The sequence below is a fragment of the Haloechinothrix salitolerans genome, from assembly GCF_042662605.1.
Lineage (GTDB): Bacteria > Actinomycetota > Actinomycetes > Mycobacteriales > Pseudonocardiaceae > Haloechinothrix_A > Haloechinothrix_A salitolerans.
Window position 1 is genome coordinate 4,143,877 of sequence record NZ_JBHSXX010000001.1, and the last position, 21,533, is coordinate 4,165,409.

The 21,533-nt window shown below is 68.4% G+C and carries 19 protein-coding genes; 4 read left to right on the forward strand and 15 right to left on the reverse strand.

Translation table 11 applies throughout. The features are described from left to right. Positions 1-53 precede the first annotated feature (53 nt). Both ACFQGD_RS19650 and ACFQGD_RS19655 read right to left on the reverse strand, forming a co-directional pair. Complete coding sequence (locus ACFQGD_RS19650) at positions 54-668, reverse strand: malonic semialdehyde reductase (RefSeq protein ID WP_345389793.1); 615 nt, start codon at positions 666-668, stop codon at positions 54-56. Between the two features lie 129 nt (positions 669-797). Continuing rightward, positions 798-1,151: a DUF3140 domain-containing protein gene (locus tag ACFQGD_RS19655; RefSeq protein ID WP_345390077.1), complete on the reverse strand. Its 354-nt coding sequence runs from the start codon at positions 1,149-1,151 to the stop codon at positions 798-800. 128 nt (positions 1,152-1,279) lie between these two features. On the opposite strand from ACFQGD_RS19655, the gene ACFQGD_RS19660 reads away from it, so the two are divergent. From ACFQGD_RS19660 to ACFQGD_RS19670, 3 genes are all read left to right on the forward strand, one after another. Then, positions 1,280-1,768: a Dps family protein gene (locus ACFQGD_RS19660; protein WP_345389790.1), complete on the forward strand. Its 489-nt coding sequence runs from the start codon at positions 1,280-1,282 to the stop codon at positions 1,766-1,768. A 396-nt stretch (positions 1,769-2,164) separates the two neighbouring features. Next, entirely contained in the window at positions 2,165-3,169 is a 1,005-nt protein-coding gene (gene fgd / locus ACFQGD_RS19665; protein ID WP_345389787.1) for a glucose-6-phosphate dehydrogenase (coenzyme-F420), read from the forward strand. A gap of 180 nt (positions 3,170-3,349) precedes the next feature. After that, positions 3,350-3,589 carry a hypothetical protein gene (locus tag ACFQGD_RS19670; protein ID WP_345389784.1) on the forward strand — a complete coding sequence of 80 codons (240 nt, stop codon included), beginning with the start codon at positions 3,350-3,352 and terminating at the stop codon, positions 3,587-3,589. Between the two features lie 42 nt (positions 3,590-3,631). On the opposite strand, the gene ACFQGD_RS19675 is transcribed toward ACFQGD_RS19670, so the two are convergent. Then, positions 3,632-4,558: a phytanoyl-CoA dioxygenase family protein gene (locus ACFQGD_RS19675; RefSeq protein WP_345389781.1), complete on the reverse strand. Its 927-nt coding sequence runs from the start codon at positions 4,556-4,558 to the stop codon at positions 3,632-3,634. Between the two features lie 172 nt (positions 4,559-4,730). On the opposite strand from ACFQGD_RS19675, the gene ACFQGD_RS19680 reads away from it, so the two are divergent. Further along, a complete protein-coding gene (locus ACFQGD_RS19680) occupies positions 4,731-5,663 on the forward strand; it encodes a cation diffusion facilitator family transporter (RefSeq protein WP_345389778.1) in 933 nt (310 codons plus the stop codon). 55 nt (positions 5,664-5,718) lie between these two features. Here ACFQGD_RS19680 and ACFQGD_RS19685 read toward each other — a convergent pair whose 3' ends face one another. The 12 genes from ACFQGD_RS19685 to ACFQGD_RS19740 form a co-directional block, all read right to left on the reverse strand. Next, complete coding sequence (locus tag ACFQGD_RS19685; RefSeq protein WP_345389775.1) at positions 5,719-6,645, reverse strand: siderophore-interacting protein; 927 nt, start codon at positions 6,643-6,645, stop codon at positions 5,719-5,721. Positions 6,646-6,693: 48 nt separating this feature from the next. After that, complete coding sequence (locus ACFQGD_RS19690; RefSeq protein ID WP_345389772.1) at positions 6,694-7,749, reverse strand: iron-siderophore ABC transporter substrate-binding protein; 1,056 nt, start codon at positions 7,747-7,749, stop codon at positions 6,694-6,696. A gap of 88 nt (positions 7,750-7,837) precedes the next feature. Further along, the gene (locus tag ACFQGD_RS19695) at positions 7,838-8,656 is read right to left on the reverse strand and encodes an ABC transporter ATP-binding protein (protein WP_345389769.1); all 819 of its coding nucleotides are present in this window, start codon (positions 8,654-8,656) and stop codon (positions 7,838-7,840) included. Next, positions 8,653-9,597, reverse strand: a complete 945-nt coding sequence (locus tag ACFQGD_RS19700; RefSeq protein ID WP_345389766.1) for a FecCD family ABC transporter permease — start codon at positions 9,595-9,597, stop codon at positions 8,653-8,655. Before ACFQGD_RS19700 ends, ACFQGD_RS19695 begins: the two co-directional genes overlap by 4 nt. A 131-nt stretch (positions 9,598-9,728) precedes the next feature. Then, positions 9,729-10,721, reverse strand: a complete 993-nt coding sequence (locus ACFQGD_RS19705; RefSeq protein ID WP_345389763.1) for a FecCD family ABC transporter permease — start codon at positions 10,719-10,721, stop codon at positions 9,729-9,731. Between the two features lie 198 nt (positions 10,722-10,919). Further along, positions 10,920-11,504 carry a maleylpyruvate isomerase N-terminal domain-containing protein gene (locus ACFQGD_RS19710; protein ID WP_345389760.1) on the reverse strand — a complete coding sequence of 195 codons (585 nt, stop codon included), beginning with the start codon at positions 11,502-11,504 and terminating at the stop codon, positions 10,920-10,922. After that, positions 11,501-12,328 carry a fumarylacetoacetate hydrolase family protein gene (locus ACFQGD_RS19715; protein ID WP_345389757.1) on the reverse strand — a complete coding sequence of 276 codons (828 nt, stop codon included), beginning with the start codon at positions 12,326-12,328 and terminating at the stop codon, positions 11,501-11,503. Before ACFQGD_RS19715 ends, ACFQGD_RS19710 begins: the two co-directional genes overlap by 4 nt. Beyond that, the gene (locus ACFQGD_RS19720; protein WP_345389754.1) at positions 12,325-13,437 is read right to left on the reverse strand and encodes a cupin domain-containing protein; all 1,113 of its coding nucleotides are present in this window, start codon (positions 13,435-13,437) and stop codon (positions 12,325-12,327) included. The genes ACFQGD_RS19715 and ACFQGD_RS19720 overlap by 4 nt, the downstream gene beginning before the upstream one ends. Further along, a complete protein-coding gene (locus ACFQGD_RS19725) occupies positions 13,437-15,155 on the reverse strand; it encodes a (2,3-dihydroxybenzoyl)adenylate synthase (RefSeq protein WP_390183357.1) in 1,719 nt (572 codons plus the stop codon). The genes ACFQGD_RS19720 and ACFQGD_RS19725 overlap by 1 nt, the downstream gene beginning before the upstream one ends. Further along, positions 15,152-17,236, reverse strand: a complete 2,085-nt coding sequence (locus tag ACFQGD_RS19730; protein ID WP_345389751.1) for an acetate--CoA ligase family protein — start codon at positions 17,234-17,236, stop codon at positions 15,152-15,154. Before ACFQGD_RS19730 ends, ACFQGD_RS19725 begins: the two co-directional genes overlap by 4 nt. Further along, positions 17,233-18,762, reverse strand: coding sequence for an FAD-dependent monooxygenase (locus ACFQGD_RS19735; RefSeq protein WP_345389748.1), 1,530 nt, complete (start codon positions 18,760-18,762; stop codon positions 17,233-17,235). Before ACFQGD_RS19735 ends, ACFQGD_RS19730 begins: the two co-directional genes overlap by 4 nt. A 177-nt stretch (positions 18,763-18,939) precedes the next feature. Then, positions 18,940-21,276 carry a hypothetical protein gene (locus ACFQGD_RS19740; RefSeq protein WP_345389745.1) on the reverse strand — a complete coding sequence of 779 codons (2,337 nt, stop codon included), beginning with the start codon at positions 21,274-21,276 and terminating at the stop codon, positions 18,940-18,942. Between the last annotated feature and the right edge of the window lie 257 nt (positions 21,277-21,533).

Sequence of the window (21,533 nt, forward strand, 5' to 3'; positions counted from 1 at the left end):
TCGTGTCCCCCGTTCCCGACGCCGTGTCCCCATTCCCGACGCCGTGCCTCCCGTCAGAGCTCGGTGACGACCTCGTCGTACTCCAAGCGGGGCAGCCGCTCGAACCACGCGTTCTCCCCTGGCTTGCCGATGTTGACCACGACCAGCGACTTCGTGGTGCCTTCCTGGAAGAACTCGGCGTCGACGCCCGCGTTGTCGAAGCCGGTCATCGGGCCAGCCGCGAGCCCAGCGGCGCGGACACCGAGAATGAAGTAGGCAACCTGCAGGGTCGCGTTCAAGCGCGCGTTCTGATGCCGGAAGTCGTCGGCCGCGAAGACGTCCTTCGCGCCGGGGGCATGCGGGAACAGCCGAGGCAGGTGCTCGTGGAACTCGGTGTCGGCCGCGAGGATCACGGTCAACGGGGCGGACTCCGTCTTGGACCGGTTGCCCTCCATCAGGTGTGGTAGCAGCCGCCTGCGCGCCTCGCCCGAACGCAGCAGCGTGAGTCGGAGCGGCTGCTGGTTCATCGACGTCGGTGCCCACTTGACGAGGTCGTAAATCGCGCGGATCTGCTCGTCGGTGACAGGCTCTTCGCTGAAACTATTGGCCGTGCGCGCCTCGCGGAACAGCAGGTTCTGGGCGTCGCCCGAGAGGTGAAGTACGTCGGTGGTCGCGGTCGGTGCTGCCATGGGGATGGGCTCCGTTCCCTGGTGTCGGTGTGGAATGCCTACATCCCGCGGCAACATGGTTGAACGTTGAACTATTTCTGTGCCACACGGATGGCGATGTGGATCACACCCCCCACGCGCGTCGGCCGTTCACTCGGAGGGTCGTGCCTCACTCCTCGACCGCTCCGGTGCACGCAGCGGGTCGTGTCCGATGTCCATCAGCGCGTGTCGCCAGGCCGAATCGCCCTGTACCGGCTCCAGGTCCTCCCGACGCTGAGCGTGCACCTGGTCCACGACGTGGCGGATCAGCTCGACGTCGTCAGGCGTCAGGTCCGCCTTGCGCTTGCGCAACACGTGCAACACATGCTGGCCGGTCTCGGTGCCAGCACGGTCGGGTACCTCCTCGCTCTCCGGAGTGGCCGACTCGATGCGTAGCCACTCGCTGAGCTCCCGCGAGGTCATGTTCACGACGCGGTGGAACTCATCCCAGAGCTCGTTGTCGATCACGGCGTGTTCTCCCTCCTTCGCCCGCCTGTTGGGTACCCGATGCCGCTCCCCCGCACACCAACCGGCATGTGAGATCGCCCGGCTTACCGGGTACTCGCATGGCGGAGACGGAAAGGAGCGGAGCAATGGCTAAGAAGGCCGAACCGATCACGACTCAGCTCGACACCACCCAGCGCGACACCACATGCCGGGTGTTGCAACAGACACTGGTGGATCTGGTGCATCTGCACCTCGCCGCGAAGCAAGTGCACTGGAACGTCGTCGGGTCGCAGTTCCGCACGATTCACCTGCAGTTGGACGAGCTGGTGGCCAGCGCGCGCGAGTTCGCCGACCAGGTCGCGGAGCGATCGGCCACGCTGGGCGTGCCCGCCGACGGACGTCCGCACACCGTCGCGGACACCAGTGAGGTACCCGAGCCCGAGGACGGCTGGTGCCGTGACGCCGATGTGATCGAGTACATCGTGTCCGCGTTGGATCGGGTGATCCGGCGGCTGCGTGCTGGGATCGACGAGACCGACAAGAGCGACTTGGTAACCCAGGATCTGCTGCTGGAGGCAGCCGCCGCGCTGGAGAAGGCGCGCTGGATGTGGCAGGCGCAGCTGGCTGGTCGCTGATCACGGTACTCACCACATCGGATCGCGGAACTCACGCGATCGGAAAATCGGGACTCGCGCCCCCATAATGGGGATTCGCGTGTCCCGAAGACGCGCACCTAGGATCCGCCCCGCGCCAGTCAGTCCACGACCCGGATCGCCAGCTGGCTCGTCGCTGGAAGCGAAACATCAAGATCGTGGACATGAAATCTGTCGGTGTCGATCGCGGCGCCGCAGTCGTTTGGCGCGGAACCAGCGACGCGGAGTGGTCTGGCCTTCTGAACTCTCCCAGAAGTACCTTCCTGTTCATGGCACGGGACTGGTCCGGCGGCGGACAGCTTCGGCGACGTGCCCCGGGTGGCTGTGCCATCACGACAGCACCGATCATGGAACACCAGCGGTAGCAAGGGAGCTTGAGTGAGCATCACGGTTGGCTACAAGGCCTCGGCGGAACAGTTCGGCCCACGGGATCTGGTGGAGTTCGCGGTGCGCGCCGAGGAACTCGGGCTGGACAGCGTGGTGACCTCCGACCACTTCCTGCCGTGGCGGCACGCTGGCGGACACGCACCGTTCGCCTTGGCCTGGGTGTCCACCGTCGCCGAGCGCACCAGTCGGGTGCGAATCGGCACCAGCGTGCTGACGCCGACGTTCCGGTATCACCCCGCGGTGATCGCCCAGGCGTTCGCCACGATGTCGTTGTTGTCCGACAATCGGGTGTTCATGGGCGTCGGCACTGGTGAGGCGCTCAACGAGGTCGCCGTGTCTGGCATGGAATGGCCGGAGTTCAAGGAGCGGTTCGCGCGGCTGCGCGAGGCGGTGCGACTCATGCGCGCACTCTGGACGCAAGACGACGTCACGTTCGACGGGAACTACTACACCCTGGTCAACGCCAAGATCTACGACCGCCCCGGACAACCCGTCCCGGTGTATATCGCCGCCGGTGGCCCCGTCGTCGCCAAATACGCGGGCCGCGCCGGGGACGGGTTCATCTGCACGTCCGGCAAAGGGATGGAACTCTACACCGACAAGCTCATGCCCGCCGTCGCCGAAGGCGCGACAGCCGCGGAACGGAACTCAGACGACATCGACAAGATGATCGAGATCAAGCTCTCCTACGACCGCGACCCCGAGCGCGCCAGGGAGAACACCCGGTTCTGGGCGCCGCTGTCACTGACCCCCGAGCAGAAGCACAGCGTCGACTCCGCCGAGGAAATGGAACGTCTCGCGGACGAGCTTCCCATCGAGCAGGTGGTCAAACGCTGGATCGTCACCTCAGACCCGGACGAGGCCGTCGCCCAGATCAAGCCCTACATCGACGCCGGGCTCAACCACCTCGTCTTCCACGGACCCGGCCACGACCAAAATCGCTTTCTCACCCAATTCGCCGAAGACATCATGCCGAAGCTGCGGAAGCTCGGCTGAACGCGACCAGGCCGACGTGGCGGGATAGCACGGTCGAACCGAACGGAAGCCATTTCTACGTATTCCGATCGAGGTATGCGGAAATCGGCGCGAGTGGCGAATAGGCGCGCAGCATGACAAGATGGCCGTTCGTGTAGTTTTAATTATCCGCGCCGCCTAAATACTCTTGAAGGAAATCGCATGGAGAGCCGGGATGTTACCGTTACATTTTCTGTGGCGCTGACCAATCGTGCGCACTATCAGGGTAGCGAGGCGTGGAACGCCGTCGCTCATGCGATGCAGGAAGAACTAGCTGACTTCGCGTATCGGGACGCGAGAACGGGATTCGCATTCGAGTCCGAGAGCGTCAATACTCGCGTCAAACCCAAGAGCACCGAGTTTGGCGAGTACGGTCCCCATGATTACGGTGATATCCGTTAGGTCCATAGCCGGGCTTTTCGTGGAATCGCATTGCGCGGGTGGTCAGCGTAGCTGCGGGGTGAAAGTGGTGATGCCCTCGCCGTCGTAGTCGTACGTGTCATAGGGAGCGACGTCCGCTTCGCTGATCCGAGCCAGGTCGCTGAGCCGGCGGAAATCGCGTAGGGCGGTGCCGGCGCAAGCGACGTCGACACCGGGAGCGCCCTGCCCGCCGCGGACGTCAGCGATGTGAACGGTGCGGAAGTCAACACTGTATCGGGTGACGTCGCTGGTGTTGGGGATGCTGGCGTGGAGCTGGTCACCCGCGAACAGCATGATGCCGCCGACCGGCGGCAGCAGGCACAGGCGCGGTTCGTCCTCGGGCAGCGGGTTTTCCGGCGCGGGATGCACGCGGGCATCCACACCGCCGCTGAAGTCCTTGATGCGTGAACGCCAGAGGTTGGCGCGGTAGTAGTTGTAGGCGCCGCTGGTGTTCGGGATGGCGCGGCCGAACCAGCGTGGGTAGAACTCCATCGCGTTGTTCGGAGCGACGGGCCAGACGGGCAACCACCAGTTGATCTGCTGACGCGGTGCGGCGTACCAGGTGTCGCGATGAGGCTGGAACGCCTTGGCGATGCCGGTGCTCAACCCGCCTTCGGGAAACGCGGTGCGCAGCTTCGGCACATCGGCGTGGGTGTCGGCAGGCGCCGCCCCAAGCGCACTCGTGATGCGCCGCACATGTGCGATGGACTCCGGATGGTGAATGAACCGCGGCTTGAACTCGATGAGGATGTCGGCCAGCTCATCCGGCGTCCGGGACGAATGGACGCCGCGCGGCTCGTCCGGCGCGACGGCGTCGGCGATTAGCTCGCGCGTGAATTCCACGAACGCGACGACCTCCGGAACGCCGGTGTAAACGATGACCTCACCGGCGAACAGCCTGCGTCGACATTCCTCATCGTCATACGACGGATCAACCGCGACGTTGACCAAACCTAGACCTCTTCCACCCGTACCGCATTCGATTACGCGGTACTGCTTGACGGACATTCGTCGCGAACGAGACCCGCGTTACGCCGACTGACCGCACGAGAATCCATCGCCGCCCGATGCACACTTCATGGCCGAGGCGAACGCCCCACGCTACTCCCGATAGGGTTTCACCGTGGCCAGTGAGGGAAGCACCAAAGCCGTCATCACCGCGATGTTCGCCAATCTCGGCATCGCCGTCACCAAGTTCGTCGCCGCCGCCCTGACCGGCTCGTCGTCAATGCTTGCCGAAGGGGTGCACTCGCTGGCGGACACGAGCAACCAGGCGCTGCTCCTGCTCGGCGGCAAGCGCGCGCAACGCCCCGCGACCCGCCAGCACCCATTCGGTTACGGCCGCGAACGCTACGTCTACGCGTTCATCGTCTCCATCGTGCTGTTCACCCTCGGCGGCCTGTTCGCCCTCTACGAGGCTTGGCACAAATGGAGCCACCCCGAGGCGATCACCAACTGGCACTGGGTCCCCATCGTCGTGCTGCTCATCGCGATCGTGATGGAAAGCTACGCACTGCGTACCGCCGTCGTCGAATCCAACCGCGTCCGCGGGCGCCAATCCTGGCCCGAGTTCGTCCGCCACGCCAAGGCACCCGAACTCCCCGTCATCCTGCTCGAAGACCTCGGCGCACTGCTCGGTCTCACCTTCGCCCTCGCCGGTGTCTCCCTCACTCTCGCCACCGGCGACGGACGCTGGGACGCCGCGGGCACCGCCATGATCGGCGTACTGCTGGTCATCATCGCCGTCGTGCTCGCCATCGAGATGAAATCCCTGCTTGTCGGCGAAGGCGCCACTCGCGAGCACCAACTCGCCATCCACCGGGCGCTCTCCGGCGACGGCATCGACGCCATCACCAATCTACGCACACTGCACCTCGGCCCCGACGAACTTCTCGTCGCCGCCAACGTCGCCGTCGCACCCGCCGCCACCGCCGAAGAAGTCGCCAACGCCATCGACGCCGCCGAAGACCGCATCCGCACGGCCGTCCCCATCGCCAAGATCATCTACATCGAACCCGACCTCGTCGGCGAGAGCAACGCCACCCACCAGGCATGACACCGTCCGCACCTCCCGCGGGCGGGTAGCGAGCGGTGAACCTCCTGGAGAGTGATCAGTCCGTTGGCTCGCTGCGCCCGATGCGCCAGTAACCCATGAACGCGATGCCGCGACGGTCGATGCCGAGGTCGGTAACGAGGTGCCGACGCAATGTCTTGATGACGCCGGCCTCCCCCGCCAGCCACGCATACAGCCCGCGAGCCGCCGAAGCGTAGTCCGGTACCTCCCAGAGCAGGTCGCCATCGACGTCGACATCGTCGACCGGCTGACCGGGGGTTCGTCCTCCGCTCCCACCGAAGAACCCGGCGGCGGTGTCGCGCAGTGCGGGGCCAAGCCGGTCGCCATGAGCGACACCGTCACGTCCCAACCATGTGACTCGCATCCGGTGCGGACGGGCCAATGTGAGGGCGTCGGCGGTGTGTGGCACCTCAAGCAGCACCTCGCCGGACGCGTCAGCGGGCAGTGACTCGAGGATGCTCGCGATGGCAGGGACGGCGGTTTCGTCGCCCGCGAGCAGGATTCGCCGGGTCTCGGGGTGCGGAAGGAAGTCGAGGCCACCGTGAAACCCGCTGTACGCGGCGTTCGGCCCGACGATCACCAGCCGATCGCCGGGCCGAGCGGCGGCGGCCCAGCGGGAGGCCGGGCCGCCGTCGTCGTGCAACGCGAAGTCCACGTCGATCTCGCCCGCGTCGCGGCGGATGGCGCGGACAGTGTAGGTGCGGATCGGGTTGCGCAGGTGCCCAGGGAGCGTCCGCCAGTGCTGATACCAGTCATCGCCCCGCGAGAGGTGGTGAAAGCCGACGCCGGGCAGCGGCAGCACGAGCTTGATCCGCTGGTCGAATCCGTTGTCGGCGAACTCTCCCAGCTCAGGACCAGTCATGGTGATCCGCTGGAAGGTCGGGCTCAACCGCTGGGTACGCAGCGTCTCGACCTCGAACAGGCGAAACGGTGACACCTGAGCCAGCTGTGGCGCGCCGCTCACGATCTCGTTTCCCGTCGTACTGACACTGTGGTCATCCCCTCGGCCACGTTAGGACGCGTTCGCTGCCGCGTCGGCGAGCTGCTCCACCAGGTCGGGTAACCCCCACGTCACCGACAACGCCGTGGGCGGCGAGACGGCCGCGACCTTGGACTCGCCGACCACGTGGGCGACAGCGTCCGCCTTGACCTGCGGCATCGATTGATAACCGGGGTTTTTCCGCAGCGTCTCGAACGCCTCGGAGCTGTCCGAGTAGCTCAACAGGACATCGGAGGTGAGCCGGTCGGCCTGTTCGAAAGAGAACGCCACGTAGAACGCGCTGTCCTCGGCGGTCTTGGTGAAGTCGAGCACGCTCTGCGCCGTCTCGAACCCGAGGTCACGGAGCACCTGCTCGCGCGGGTCGGCCTGCGTGTAGGTGTAGAGCTCGTTGCTGCCCGCTGCCAGCGTGGCGATGGTCAGTCCCTCGAACTCGGGGTGCTCGGCAGCCGCTTCGGCGACCGTGGCATCGATGTCGGCGAGAACCTCGTCAGCCTCGTCAGCCAACCCGAGCGCCCGCCCCGTCGTGGTCACGATCTCAGCCATGGAGGTGGACCACGGCGTCTCAGGGTACGCGACCGTGTCCGCGATCTTGGCGAGCTTGCCGTATTGCTCCTCCGTGATGCCCGAATACGGCGCGAGGATGAGGTCTGGCTCCAGCGCCAGGATCTGCTCGTACGCCGGGTCGGCGCTGTTCGCCGATGGCAGCAGCGTCGGGGTCTCGGCGTCGAGTTCGTCGAGCTTCTCGGCAACCCACGGCAGCACGCCGTTCTCGTCGCCGCCGTACTCCTGCTTCTCGATCCCCACCGGAACGACGCCGAGAGCCAACATCGCGTCGGTCGAACCCCAGCCGATGGTCACGACGCGCGTCGGTCGTTCGTCGATTTCGGTGCTGCCGAAGGCGTGCTCGATCGTCGCCGGCTCGAAGGACCTGGCCGCGGGTGACGAGGAGTTCTCCGTGGTACCGGAGCCCGTGTCGGTGCCACAGGCACCGAGCGTGAGCGCGGCCGCCGCGACAATCGCGCCTCCGACCACGCGGCGTCGGCGTCTAGGGAACGGAAATTCAGACATCTAGCTACTCCATCTCGAGTCTGACACGCGGCACGAACACCACGATCGAGCGACACTATACATAGGTAAGCCTTACCTTAATAGTGGGTCACGATGTGGACTTGCGCGGCACCACCATCGGGCTCCCGGTGACCGGATCCGGCACCACCATGGCCCGGAGACCGAACGCCGTGTGCACGGCGTCCTCGGTCAGCACCGAGCCAGGCGGCCCCTGGTCCACCGCTCGACCCCCGGCCATCACGACCATGTGGTCGGCGTACCTCGCGGCCAGGTTGAGTTCATGCAGCACCATCACCACGGTGGTGCCACGCTCGGCGTTCAGCCGACTCAGCAGGTCGAGCACCTCGATCTGGTGGGCGACGTCGAGAAATGTGGTTGGCTCGTCCAGCAGCAGCACGTCTGTCTGCTGGGCCAGCACCATGGCGATCCAGACGCGCTGCCGCTGCCCGCCGGAGAGCTCGTCGATGCGGCGTTCGGCGAGGTCAGCGGTCCCGGTCGCGTCAAGGGCCTCCGTGACGATCGCCAGGTCCGCGGCGCCGGGCCGTGTGAACACGCCCAGGTGCGGGAACCGGCCACGCGTGACAAGGTCCGCGACGGTCAACCCGTCAGGGGCGACGGGCTGCTGCGGCAGGAGCCCGACCCGGCGTGCCAGCGCGCGGCTCGACATCGTCCGGATGTCTCGTCCACCGAGCAGGACCTGACCGGACTTCGGGCGAAGCAGCCGCCCCAGACCGCGCACCACGGTCGACTTTCCGCACCCGTTGGGTCCCACGATCGCCGTCACCCGCGCCGCGGGCAGCTCAAGCGTGAGCCCCTCAACCACGGGATGCTCGCCGTACGCGAGGGTGAGCTCTCGTGTCGCCAGCGACGTCGCGGCGTCCGCCCCTACCGACACATCCGCACTCACGAACTCCTCCTCACTTCACGCGACTGCGTGAGCAACCAGAACAGGTACGGCCCACCGATCAACCCGGTGACGACACCAACCGGAACGGTGCTGCCGGGCGCCAGATGCTCCGCGATGACGTCGGCGCCGAGCGTCACGGCGGCACCCACCAGCGCGCTGGCCACCACGACGGGCTTGCCGTCGCCGACGAGTCGTCGCGCGATCGGTCCCGCGGTGAGCGCGACGAAGCCGATCGGCCCCGCGACGGCGACCGCCGAGGCCGCCAACCCGACAGCGAGCACGATGGCTGTCACGCGGGTCCGGGTGGCAGGAACTCCCAGTCCTGCCGCCGTGTCCTCCCCCAACTCGAGCATCGCCAGCCGCGTCTCAAGGAGCAGCGCGAACGGCACGAGCACGCCGACGACACACGCGAGCCGAACGAGATCGTCGTACGTCGCTGAGCCAACGGATCCGGCCAGCCAGAGCAGAACCGTGTGCGCCTCGCGGACGTCGCCGCGCGCGAGCAGGTACGACGTGACACTGGCGCAGGCGAAGGACAAGGCTATCCCGCAGAGCACGAACCGCCGACCGGCCAACCCGCCCCGCCACGCCACCGCGAGATTCAGCACCGCGACGGTCAGCGCCCCCAGCCATGCGGCTGCGGAGATCCACAGACCCGCCAGTCCCAACCCGAGAACGGCGATCACGGCGCCCACGGCGGCACCCTGGCTTACGCCGATGATGTCCGGACTGGCCAACGGGTTGCGAAGCACGGATTGGAACAGCGCTCCCGCCGTGCCAAGCGCCATCCCGACCAGGACCGCCACGAGCAGACGAGGCAGCCGGAACTCGACAAGGACGAGACGCGCGGGGCCCTGCTCAGCGCCCACCGCCACCGCGAGCGCGTCCCGAGGGCTCACCGGGAACTCGCCCAACATCAGCGCCACGAGTGCCAGCCCCACGGCCACCCCTGCCAGACACACCGACACGGCAGCGCGGCGACGCCGCCGCGTCCGGAACGCACGGGTGACCCTATGACGCGTGCTCGTAGGGCCACCGGCGCGCGCATGGGTCGGCGTCACGACGGTCCCGCTCACATCGACACCTGTTTCTGATGCCGCACCAGCCAGATCAACACGGGCGCACCGACGAAGGCGACCACCACTCCGGCCTCCACCTCAGCGGGACGGACGAGCAACCGACCGATCACATCCGCCACGAGCAGAACGACCGGGCCGAGCACCGCCGACACGGGCACCACCCTGGCATAACTGATCCCCGCGAGCGCCCTGGCCAGATGGGGAACCAGCAGACCGACGAACGCGATCGGCCCCACCAGCGCGGTCGCGCCTCCGGCCAACAGCACCGCCGCGGCAAGCACGCGCATCCGACCACCGTCGACGTCCTGCCCGAGCCCCCTGGCGAGGTCCTCGCCCAATGCCACCGCGTCCAGGAACCGGGCACTGACCACCGCGAGCAACCCACCGACCGCCGCGATGGGAAGCACAAGAAGCACCAGCTCAGCGGGGCGGTTCACCAAGGCGCCGACCGACCAGAAGCGGTAGTCAGCGAAAACCGACTGGTCGGTGAGCAGGACCACGGTGATCGCCGACGTCGCGGTGGCCGTCACGGCCGCCCCGAGCAATGCGAGCGTGACCGGAGTCGGACCGTCCGGCCCCAGCGTGGCGGCCGCGTAGACGAGCGCGGCCGCACCGGCCCCGCCGATGAACGCGAACCACACGAACCCAGCGGGATCGGTGACGCCGACAAGACCGATCGCCGCCACCACCGCGAGCGAGGCGCCCGCATTGATGCCCAGCAGCCCAGGGTCCGCGATCGGGTTCCTGGTCAACCCCTGCAGGAGGGCGCCAGCCACACCCAACGCGGCACCGGCGACAAGACCGATCGCGGTCCTCGGCATGCGCTGGCGCCAGATCACCTCGTGGTCGGGGTTCGATACATCGCGGGCGAGAAGTGCCTCCCACACTGTCTCGAACGGAATCTCCCGCACGCCCCACCGCACACTCGCGAAAACCGTCGCGGCCAACGCCACGACAAGCGCACTGATGACCACCGGCCAGCTCACCCGAGCAGCGGACAACAGCCGCGGCAACGCTCGCGGGCGAGCGGAAGACGCATCAGACGGGGCCACGGATCTCACCTACTCGCGTTTGTATAGGTGAGCCTAACCTTAACAACCTTAACCGCTATCAATCAGGCTTGGGCGTCAGCCTGTCAGCGGGTACTTCGACCAGACACGCTGGAAGGGCTTCCTGTCCGAGGGTCAGAGCCATCGGCCGAGTTGTGGTGGTTCGGTGGTTCGTCCGGTGAGCCAGGCGACGAGGTCAGCGGCGCCCGCTTTAGCGTGTGTGCTGACGACGTCGGTGGCGAGTGCGGTGGTGAAGTCGTCGGGTAGGTCGTCGAAGGTGACGCCGCTGTCGAGGTCGACGGCGTGAACGCAGACTTCGCGGGCGCGTAACCACGGGATCTCGGTGGCGGGCACGACACGTCCTTGGGCGGTGATGACCTGCCGCTGCCACGCTTCAGCGGGCAGGGCATCCATAGCGGACGCCAACGCCGTCGCGGAGTCGCGCACTAGCGCGCGCAGTTCGGCCGCGGGCAGCTGGGCGCCGGAGGCGATCTCGGTATTGCGTTGCTCTGTGCTGGCGTACATACGGTTCTCGACTCCGGTGGCCGCCCAGCTCACCAGCCGCCGAAGGGCCTCGGCGTTGTAGTGCACATGCGCCACCAGGTGTTTGCGGGTCCAGCCCTCCAGCGCGGTGCTGGCGTCGAGTTCGGCGTCGGTGAGCCCGTCGAGCGTGTCAAGGAACAGCGTGGTGCCGATGTCAGTCCACTCGCGGGCGCTCATACCGCCCTCGCGGTGTTGTCCAGCCTGCCGATACCCACGATTTCGGTGACGACGGTGTCACCGTCGACGAGATAGCGAGCAGGCGTGCGGGCGTGGCCGACCCCGCCGGGGGTGCCGGTGGCGATGATGTCGCCGGGCCGCAGGGTGAGGATGGTGGAGGCGTAGCGCACCAGGTCGACCGGGTCGAACACGAGGTCGGAGGTGTCGGCCTTCTGCATCACCTCGCCGTTGATGTCGCAGCTGATCGACGCAGCTGGCCGCACACCACCGGGCAGTTCGTCCGGGGTGACCAGCACCGGCCCCACCGGCGTCGATGCCTCGAACGTCTTGCCCTGCAACCACTCCTTCGTGCGGAACTGCCAGTCCCGCATGGAGACGTCGTTGAGCACGGTGAACCCCGCGATCGCCGCCTCGGCTTCCTCCGTGCTCGCGCGGCGCACCGGCCTGCCGATCACCACCGCGAGTTCGGCCTCCCAGTCCACGGTGTCGGACTCCGGTGGCAGCTCGATGTGGTCGCGGGCACCGATCAGCGACTCGACGAACTTCGCGAACAACGTCGGGTGCTCGGGCAGTTCGCGGCCCATCTCCAGGATGTGGGTGCGGTAGTTCAGCCCCACGCAGAGCACTTTGCCCGGCCGGGTCACGACCGGCGCGAGGTCTGCCCCGCGCGGAGGGTGGACCTCGCCGTCCGACGCGGCGCGGCCGGTCCAGTCGTCGTGCGTCAGCAGATCGCCGACGTCGGTGTAGCCGAGGTCGACGTAGCCGTCTGCGGTGAGCCGGGCGGCGCGGGTGCCGTCGCTGGTGCGGATGGTCGCGAGTTTCACTGCGTGGCCTCCGTAGAGGTGCGGTGCTGGTGGAGTCGTTCGAAGATCGGGGTGTCGCTGAACCGGAACAGGTCCAGCCCCGTGTCGGTGGTCAGCGCCAGTGGCTGCCAGGACGGCACCACGAACAGGTCGCCCCGCTCGACCTCCCAGCTGTGTTCGCCGACGCTGGCCTCGCCGGTGCCGTCGAAGACCTGATACACCGAGGATCCGACCTCACGGATCGGCGCGGTCGCGGTGTCCGGGGCGAGACGGTGGAACTCGGTGCGCAACGTTGGCATAACGTCGCCGCCGGTCGTCGGGTTGGTGTAACGCACAGCGGCGTGGCCCGGCTCGACCGTCGCCGAATACCCCTCGGCCTCCAGCGCGAGCTGCTCACGCAGGGCGTGGTCGGTGTACTCCCACCGATATGCCAGCAGCGGCGTCGCAGGCGTCGGCGTCAACTGGGTCAGTGGCCGCAGCCCGGGGTGTGCCCACAACCGTTCCGAGCGGGACCGTTCCGGGGCTTCGCGGGTCTCGACCTCGTCGGGGCCGAACTCGAAGAACGTCGACTCGACGGCGTACTGGAACGGGATGTCGAGGCCGTCGATCCAGGCCATTGGCCGGTCGGTGCGGTTGTGATGGCCGTGCCAGTGCCAGCCCGCCTGCGGCAGAAAATCACCCCGCCGCATCGCGACCGGGTCGCCGTTGACGACGGTCCACACGCCCTCACCCTCCACGACGAACCGGAACGCGTTCTGCGTGTGACGATGCACCGGCGCGTCCTCACCAGGGTTGAGGTACTGGATCGCCGCCCACAACGTCGGCGTCGCGAACGGCCGCCCACCCAGACCAGGGTTGGCCAGCGCGATCGCGCGCCGTTCGCCTCCGCGTCCGACCGGTACCAACTCCCCCGCCTCGGTCGCCAGCGGTATCAGGTTGCCCCACCGCCACAGGTGCGGCACCGCCTTCGACCGAGGCGACGGCGGCATCAGGTCGCCGATCTCGGTCCACAGTGGAATCAGCAGCTCCGACTCGAACCCGCGATACAACGCCTCCAACTCGGGAGTGCGGTCAGGCTGGTCGTCGGCGTCGGTCGCCGTGATGGTGACGGGGGAGGCACTGGTGGTCATCAGCGTGCGGCTCCTTCCTCGATGCGCCGTGCGATGTCCGCGCGTAGCGCCTTCTTGTCGATCTTTCCGACCTTGGTCGTCGGTAGCTCGTCCACGGTGACCAGGCGTTCCGGCCACTTGAAGCGGGCGGCGCCCGCCTGTTCCATCACCGCGCGCATATCGTCGATTCCGACGGTGGCCCCGGCGTGCGGAACGACGTAGAGGCAGACACGTTCGCCGAGGTCGGGGTCCGGCATGGCGACGGCGGCGGCGAGACTCACTTCTGGTAACTGGTAGGCGAAGTTCTCGACTTCTTCCGCGGAGATCTTCTCCCCCGCCCGGTTGATCATGTCCTTGTCGCGACCCTCGACCACGAGATTGCCGTCCGGGCGCAGCCGTACGATGTCGCCGGTGCGATACCAGCCGTCGGGGGTGAACGCCTTGGTGTTCTGCTCGGCCGCGCGGTAGTAGCCACGCGGCGTGTAGGGACCACGGGTGAGCAGCACGCCCGGTTCCCCCGGCGCCACCGGCCGGTCGGACTCGTCCACGACCAGGATCTCGTCGGCCTCGCACATCGGCCTACCCTGGGTGTGTGCGATGACCTCCTCCGGGTCGTCCAGCCGGGTGTAGTTGAGCAGCCCCTCTGCCATGCCGAACACCTGTTGCAGCGTGCAGCCGAGCACCGGTCGGACGCGGCTGGCCACCTCGTCGGCGACCCGCGCCCCACCGACCTGCAACACCCGCAGGCTGCTCAGGTCATGGCGGTCACTCGCTTCGCGGAAGTCCAGCCACCGTTGCGCGACGGCGGGCACCGCCGCCGTGACGGTGACGCCTTCGTGCTCGATCAGGTCGAACACCTTCGCCGGGTCGGGCGACGACGCGACCACGACTCGGCCGCCCACCGCGAAGGCGCCGAGGATGCCGGGGCAAGCGAGCGGAAAGTTGTGCGACAGCGGCAGTACACCGAGGTAGACGGTGTCCGGCCCGAAGCCGCACACCTCACCCGCGCGCTTGGCGTTGTAGGCGTAGTCGTTGTGGGTGCGCGCGATCAGCTTCGGCAGCCCGGTGGTGCCACCGGAGAGCAAGAACACCGCGACGCTATCCGGGTCGGGCGGGGTGGCGTCGAGGTCGGCGCGGGCCTCGGCGGGCTGCTCGGCAGGCGCGCACAGCGCGCGCAGGTCCACACTGGACGGTGCCACGGTGTCGGCGACGACTAGCACATGCTCCAGGGTGTCGCTGCGTGCGGCGATGTCATGCGCCACGGCCTCGTGGTCGAAGTCCTTGACGACGCCTGGCACCGCGATGGCCCTGGCTTCGGCGTGCTCGGCGAGGTAGGTGAGCTCGTGGCCACGATGCGCGGGCAGTGCCATCACCGGCACCACGCCGAGCCGCAGGCAGGCCAGCGTCAGCACGATGAACTCCCAGCCGTTGGGGAGTTGGACGACGATGCGGTCGTCGGGTCGCAGTCCCAGCTCGCGCAGCCGCAGCGCGGCGCCGTCCGCGCGTGCCATCAGCTCGGCGTGGGTCAGCCGGAGTGGGCCGTCGACCACGGCGACGGCGTCCGGGGTGGCGTCAGCCTGAGCGTAGAGGTGCGCGCCGAGCGGCTTGTCCTCCCAGTAGCCCTCAGCGCGGTAGCGGGCGGCGGCCTCGGGTGGCCACGACACGACTCCGGCGCTGGTGGGAGCAACGACGTCGGTATTTACCGTTTCCGATGGTTCGGACCTGCGAGCAGTCCTCACGTGCCCTCCTGTGTCCTGGTGATCACGGCGTCCAAGGCCAGCAGCCCGGCGTCGGTCACGCGCAGCGGGTTGATCTCAATCTCGTCCAGTTCGGGGTAGGCCACAAGGGCGTCGCCCAACGTCGTCACGACGTCGGCGAACGCGTCGCGGTCGAGCACCGGGCCGCCACGCCAGCCGTCCAGCAGGGCGCTTCCCGCCAGGTCGCCGGGCATGGCCGCTGCCTCGGCATGGCTGACCGGGGCGACGCGGATGGCGACGTCGGCCAGGGCTTCGGCCGTGGTGCCGCCGAGCCCAACCAGCACGACCGGCCCGAAGACCGGGTCGCGGCGGGCGCCGACGACGAGCTCGAAACCGGGCGGGGCCATCGCCTCGACGAGGTATCGGGGCGCGCCGGTCCGCGCCAGCGCCCGCACGGCGTCGGCCAGCTCGGGCTCGGTGCGGATGCCGAGGTGCACTCCCCCGACCTCGGTCTTGTGCGTCACGGTGGCGTCGAGCAGCTTGACGGCGACGGGCCCGCCGATGTCGGTGAGCGCCGCACACGCTTGGGTCAGCGACGTGCACACCCGGCTCTCCGGTGTGCGAACGCCCAGCGTCGCCAGGTACGCCTTGGCCCGCGCCTCATCCAGCGGACCTTCGGGCACCGATGGCACCATCGCCGGGGAGCGCGTGGGCGCGGCGGCGCGGTGGCAGGCGCGGGCGTCGGCGACCAGCGCGCGCACCGCGTTCGCCGCCGCAGCCGGGTTGGTGAGCGCGGGCACACCGATCTTGTGAAGCTGCGCGCGCACCGCGTCGGTCTCGTCGACCAGGCCGCCGATCGTCAGCACGGCGGGGACGTCACCGGGCAGTCCGGCGTCCTGCGCGACGCTGGTCAGGTCGAGCGTGTCCGGTTCGGACAGTGTGTACGACGCGACGACGTCGATGGCCGGGTCGTCGGCGACCGCCCGCAGCACAGTCGCGAGCGAGCCGTCCGGCCTTCCGGTGTCGACCGGGTTGCGCTGGTAGGTCAGCGGCGGCAGCACCTCGGCGATCCGCGCGCGCGTCGATTCGGCCAGCTCCGGCAGCCGCACGCCGTCAGCGCGGAGCCGGTCCGCCAACAGCAGGCCCGGTCCTGCTTGTGCTGTCACCAGCCCGACGCCCGGGTCGGCCGACGGTTCCAGTCTCGTGTGTGTGAGCGCGGTGACGGCGTCGACCAGCTCGCGGTCGTCGTCGACGATGACCGCGCCTGCCTGCCGCAGCGCCGCCCGGGTGGTGCGCCACGACGTCGCGAGCGCGCCGGTGTGCGAACGGGCGAAGTCGGCGACGTCGCTGCGACCGACCACCAGCGCCACGACGGGTTTCACGGCGGATGCGGCGCGAACGGCCGCGAGCAGGCGGGGTCCGTCCGGGACGGTCTCGACGTGCAACGCGATCGCGGTCGTGGCTGGGTCAGTGGCCAGGTACTCGACGACGTCGGCGGCCGTGACGTCGATGCCGGTGCCGATGCCCGCCGCGACGCTGACGCCGGTACCAGCGTTGGCCAGCGCGAACGCCAGCGCGTGGTTGACGCCGCCGCTCGCGGCGACCACGCCAACCGACCCCGACGGCACCTCGGCCGCGGCGGGGACAAAGCTCGCGGTCAGGCCGTGCGCCGGTGCCACGAACCCCGACGTATTCGGACCGAGCAGCCGCACCCCGGTGCTGGCGACGACGTCGGCGAGCGCCCGTTCGTGCGCCGCGCCCCCGTCGCCGATCTCGCTGAAGCCGCCCGCGCACGCCACTGCGGCGCGCGCCCCGGCGTCGGACGCGTCGGCGAGCACGGCGGCGGACGCGGCGGCAGGAACGCAGAGCACCACCAGGTCGACAGTCTGTCCGGTCTCGGCCACCGCCTCACGCAGAGAGGGGTACACGCCTGCCGCCGGGTCGGGATTGCGAGAGTTGACCAGCAGGCAGCCGCCGGGGAAACCGGCGAGGGAACGCGCCATCACCGCGCCGAGCTTGGTGCCATGCCGCGAGGCGCCGATGACGGCGACTGCTCTCGGCTCGAACAGCGCGTGCAGATCATCGCTCGTGGCTAATGATTCGGACCTGCAAGCAGTCCTCATGCGCCCACCGCCTCGGACGTCGCGACGACGTCGGCTCGCCCGGACAGCACCAACGTCGCGGCGCGGTCGACTGTGCCTGAACCGACGTCCGGCTCCGCGAGCACCGTGGGAATGCCGTGTACCAGCCGGGCCTGTTCGGACAACAGCGCCCGTGTCAACGACGTTCCAGAGTGGACGACGACAGCGCTCGGCCGCTGCCAGGCGAGCGCGTCAAGTTCGGCGAACACGGCGGGCAGCCCTGCCTCGGTGTCGGGTGCCGCCAGCCGCATGGCCCGCGGGCCGAGTGGGACGTCGTCGGTGAGGAACCGGCCGTCGAGCCGTAGGTCGTCCAGTTCCAGCGGGGTGTCCAACACGTCGTGGCCGTCGTGGCTCGCGCGCCAGGCGTGCTCGGCGATGGCGACGAACTCCGGATCGCGTTGGGCGAGCTTGGCCCGCCCGATGCTGCGGGACAGGAAGTGGAAGGCGAACTGGGCGGGCTCGAACGCGTCGTGGTAGCGCCCGAAGTGTTCCCACCATGACAGGCTGGGACGCGCCGAGTCCTGGATCTTGGCGACTTGAGGTCTGCGCACCTGCTCGTAAGTGTCCAACGCCGTCGCGAGGTCGTCCGGCGTCGCCGCGAGGGCGTCGGCGAGGGCGATAGCGTCCTCCATGGCCATCTTGGTGCCGGAGCCGACCGAGAAGTGCGCGGTGTGTGCGGCGTCGCCGAGCAGCACAACATTGCCGTGGTGCCAGGAGCGTGCACGGCGGGTGCGGAAGTTGCCCCATCGGGAGTTGTTGGTGAGCAGCGGGTGCCCGTCGATCTGCTCGGCGAACAGTTTCTCCAGGTACCGCTGGGTTTTCTCGTCGCTGGGGCCGGGTGGCTGGCTGGTGTCAAACTCGTCCAGCCCGGCCGCGCGCCAGGATGCCTCGTCGGTCTCGACGATGAAGGTGCTGATGCTGTCGCTGACGGGATAGCCGTGCACGGCGAACGTCCCGTGCGGGCCGTGTTCGTGGACGAAGGTCAGGCCGTCGAACAGGTAGCTGGTGCCGAACCAAATGAACTTCGCCGTCGCGACCTCGGCGCTGGGCGCGAGCGCATCGGCGAGCTCGGCGCGGATGCGTGAGTTGGCTCCGTCAGCGGCGACGACGAGGTCGAATTCGTCCAGTTCGGACAGACCGGCGACCTCAGTCTCGAACCGCAACTCGACGCCGACCTCGGCGGCCCGGCCCTGCAACAGCGAGAGCAAGGTCTTGCGATGGATCGCCGCCATGCCGTTGCCGCCACAGCGCAGCCGTTCGCCTTTGAGCCGCACCTCGATGCGGTCCCAGTGTCTGCCGTGGTCGTGCAGACCGCGCAACAGCACCGGGTCGGCCGCGTGGATGCCGGCCAGGGTGGCGTCGGAGAACACCACGCCGAAGCCGAAGGTGTCCTCGCGCCGGTTGCGCTCGAAGACGGTGACCTCGACGTCAGGCATCACCTGCTTGGCCAAGGTGGCGAAGAACAGGCCACCAGGCCCACCCCCGACACATGCGATCCGCGAAACCATCCGCACCTCACTTCGGGTCGACGTTGCGAAACAAATATAACACGTCCGTCGCTAGATTGACACTCTTTTGCGCCGTCTCCGGGAATGCGCCAGCGGTATCGCGGTCAGGTGGCCTTCGGTACGGGATACGCACCGAAGGCCACCTGAGACTCGCCTCCGCGAGCCGAACCGCCCGTGCTATCCGAACCGCCGCGGCTCGCCGCAGCCCAGCAGTGTCACCTCAACGGGGCCGTCCGTGGTGACGTCGAGGGCGGCGTCGCAGTCGACTCGGGCCTGCGCCGGGTCGATGACCAGCGCGCCGATGTTGGACACGGTGACCTCTAGCGCGTTCCGTCTCGGCGTCGTGGGCGGCTCGGGCAGGTGCCGGTACTCCCGTAGATACGGGTTCACCGGCACGGTGTTGCCCTCCGCGGTGCGCACCTCACGCCCAACCGACGGCACGTCGGGATCGCCGACGCCGAAGCCGTGCGAGACGACGTCAACGGTGCCAAGGGCGTCCTCGCGCGTCTGGATGTCGGACACCCAGTACGCGCGGTCGCCGACCAGCCCGGAAGCCGGGTCGTCCATCAGCGGATTGCGCACGTACGTGACGTGCGCGGGGTCGACGGCGCGCTGGCCGTCGCCGAGCCAGCTGGTGAGCACGTCCCAGGTGCCGCCCGCGTGCATGCCGAGCACCCCGGCGTCGCACATGACCGCGTGCTCCGAGGCCACCCCGGCCCAGGTGATGAACTCGTAGTCGTAGTCACCGGCAGCGTAGGCCTCGGCGCGCTCACGGGTGATGTTGTAGGGAATAAAGTCGTCGTTGGCGCCTGCCCACTCCATCACCGGCTGGTTGCGCCGCGACGGCAGCAGCGGGGTCAACGTCGAGCCCTTCTCGTGCTCGGTGAGCGTGTCGACCGGCAGCGTGTCGGCGACGCCGTTGAGGCCGGGGAACGACGGCGCTTTGTTCAAGCCGTCGCAGATGAACGCCTTGCCGAAGGCGTCCGGGAACTGCAGCGACAGCTTGTTCGCGCCGTACGCGCCGCTGGAGAACCCGCCGAGCACGCGACGGTCCGGGTCGAGCGGGTAGTGCCGCGCGGCGTCGGCCATCGCCTCGAACACGCTCGCACCGCTCTGGCCGTAGTACCAATTATCCGCGCCACGGGCGTCCACCGCGATCACGGCCGTCGGATGCTCAGGCCGGTTGGCCACCGACTGGTAGAGGTCGCGCTCGCCGGTGACCCAGTCGGCCGGGGTCTCGGCGTAGCCAGGCAGCCAGGTCAGCGAGCCGTAACCGGCTTCGGGTGCGTCGATCTCGGGCACGTAGATCAGGTACCGCTGCAGCTGCCCGGCCAGACCTGGCACACACTCGTCGCGGCACACCCAGCCGAACTGTCCGCTCGGCCGGTCCGACGAGCCTTCCGAACTGTCCAGGTTCAGGCCGTTCTGCTGACTGAACGCCCCGACCGGTGGACCACCGGGGTCGCCGGGCAGCCGCCTGCCCTGTCTACTCTCGAAGTGGGTCGGGTAAATGCGGTGGATGTAGCCGGTCTTCGGGACACCGCCGCGTTGGCCGGTCATGTCGTCGTTGACTCGTCGGGCGAGCTTGGTGAAGTCGACCTCGGCGTAGAACTGACTGATGTCGCCGTCCGCGATCGCTTGCTTCTGCAGCCGGTCGCGCCAGGCGCTGTCCATCGGCTCGTCGTAGCGGAACGCGACGTCGAAGAATGCCGACGGCGTGGCATCGCCGATGGACGCGCCACCCGGGCTGTCGGCGTCGGCGGTCGGCTGCGGCGTCAGGTACCGGCCCGCCTCGGTGTCCCACAGGCCGGTGGCGGCGAGCCGCACGGTCCTGCCGGTCGGGTCAAAGACGTCCTTGGGCACGCGCACCTCGACCTGCCTGCGTGTCAGATCGACCGACGCGGGAAGGACGCGGACGCGCTCGCCGGTGGCGGCGTCGACGACAATGGCCCGCGCGCCGTGCACGGTGACGAAGGTGCGCGCGGGCAGCACGGTGTTCGCGCCGTGCGGTGCCTGGCGTGGCTGCGCGGAGGCGCCGAGCGCGATCGTGGTGGCGACCAGGTCGGAATTGGTCATGGTGTTGTAGGTAATGCGGAATGCCGTCGTGTTCCCGTGCGGCTTCGCGCGCAGTTCGACCAGGTCGGCCGCGTTCGCCCGGTACGCGGGATCGTCCGGGTAGGTGTAGGCCTTGAGCAGGGTGCTAGCGGGCCACTCCAGCGGAAGGCCGCCGCCCTGGTCGTCCCACAGGCAGCCCTGGTAGAGGAACTCGCCCGCACGGTAGGCACTGGTCAGGCACACCCGCGTCGGGTTGGCGTGCCAGATCCCGGTGTTCTCCAACTGCGGCGCGTCCGGCGGCGGGGCGTGCAGGATCGCGGGCCCAGCGTCGTCGCGCCAGGAGCCGCGCGTGCTGTCCGCGCCCGCGACGTCGCCGACGGCCAGCATCGACACGGCGAGCGCGCCAACCACTATCGGGAGGAGGGCGCGGCGGCCACGCTGTCGCCTCGGTGCTGTCATCGTCGACCTCCGATACGTGTCATAATTGAGACGAACGTTAGTAGAACGCAACGCAACTAGCCCGTCAAGCCGTAGCGCCTCACCTGTTCGGGTGGCGACATCATCGACAGTCACGTCGAAGCAACGGGTACTATGCGTCAGATATGCAACGACCGTCAGCCATTCGGCACGATCGCCAGGTCCACGACACCGCGAAAACGCCGTCCCCGCCGCGACACGGCAACGGCGCTGTCCGTGCGAAACTCGGGCAACATCAG

Bases quoted from the DNA above. Each gene is read 5' to 3' on its own strand.
- ACFQGD_RS19650 (WP_345389793.1), bottom strand. From the start codon at position 668: ATGGCAGCACCGACCGCGACCACCGACGTACTTCACCTCTCGGGCGAC.
- ACFQGD_RS19735 (WP_345389748.1), bottom strand. From the start codon at position 18,762: ATGGTTTCGCGGATCGCATGTGTCGGGGGTGGGCCTGGTGGCCTGTTC.
- ACFQGD_RS19710 (WP_345389760.1), bottom strand. From the start codon at position 11,504: ATGAGCGCCCGCGAGTGGACTGACATCGGCACCACGCTGTTCCTTGAC.
- ACFQGD_RS19720 (WP_345389754.1), bottom strand. From the start codon at position 13,437: ATGACCACCAGTGCCTCCCCCGTCACCATCACGGCGACCGACGCCGAC.
- ACFQGD_RS19660 (WP_345389790.1), top strand. From the start codon at position 1,280: ATGGCTAAGAAGGCCGAACCGATCACGACTCAGCTCGACACCACCCAG.
- ACFQGD_RS19730 (WP_345389751.1), bottom strand. From the start codon at position 17,236: ATGAGGACTGCTTGCAGGTCCGAATCATTAGCCACGAGCGATGATCTG.
- ACFQGD_RS19740 (WP_345389745.1), bottom strand. From the start codon at position 21,276: ATGACAGCACCGAGGCGACAGCGTGGCCGCCGCGCCCTCCTCCCGATA.
- ACFQGD_RS19670 (WP_345389784.1), top strand. From the start codon at position 3,350: ATGGAGAGCCGGGATGTTACCGTTACATTTTCTGTGGCGCTGACCAAT.
- ACFQGD_RS19690 (WP_345389772.1), bottom strand. From the start codon at position 7,749: ATGTCTGAATTTCCGTTCCCTAGACGCCGACGCCGCGTGGTCGGAGGC.